Origin of the sequence: Moritella dasanensis ArB 0140 (assembly GCF_000276805.1) — a bacterium.
Classification (GTDB): domain Bacteria; phylum Pseudomonadota; class Gammaproteobacteria; order Enterobacterales; family Moritellaceae; genus Moritella; species Moritella dasanensis.
Genome location: NZ_AKXQ01000057.1, coordinates 1 through 641 on the forward strand (window position 1 = coordinate 1; position 641 = coordinate 641).

1 protein-coding gene is annotated in these 641 nt (G+C 42.1%); it reads left to right on the forward strand.

The window, feature by feature from the left end; all coding sequences use genetic code 11:
- A partial coding sequence (locus tag A923_RS0121835; protein WP_017223808.1) for a hypothetical protein occupies positions 1-641 on the forward strand: 641 nt, incomplete at its 5' end.

Genomic DNA, 641 nt, shown 5'->3' on the forward strand with positions numbered 1-641 from the left:
TACCAAGTAACTTGTTCCAATTTAAAGAAGGCACGGGTGAAGCACGTTGTATCCTTGATTGCATTACATCACTACAAGGCGGCGCTGATTTATTATGGATTGAAACTGAGAAACCACACGTTGGTCAAATCGGTGCAATGGTTAATGAGATCCGTAAAGTAGTACCGAATGCGAAACTTGTTTATAACAACTCGCCATCATTCAACTGGACACTTAATTTCCGTCAACAAATCTTTGATATCATGGTTGAAGCAGGTCAAGACGTTACAGCATATGACCGTGCAGACTTGATGAATGAGAAATACGATACAACTGAATTATCAATCCAAGCTGATGAGAAGATCCGTACATTCCAAGCTGATTCAGCGCGTGAAGCAGGTATCTTCCACCACCTAATCACGTTACCAACTTACCATACAGCTGCGCTATCAACTGATAACCTAGCGAAAGAGTACTTCGGTGACCAAGGTATGCTGGGTTATGTTAAGGGTGTTCAACGTAAAGAAATCCGTCAATCGATTGCATGTGTTAAGCATCAAAACATGGCTGGTTCTGATATGGGCGATGACCATAAAGAATACTTTGCTGGTGATGCAGCATTGAAAGCTGGCGGCGAAGATAACACGATGAACCAGTTCTAA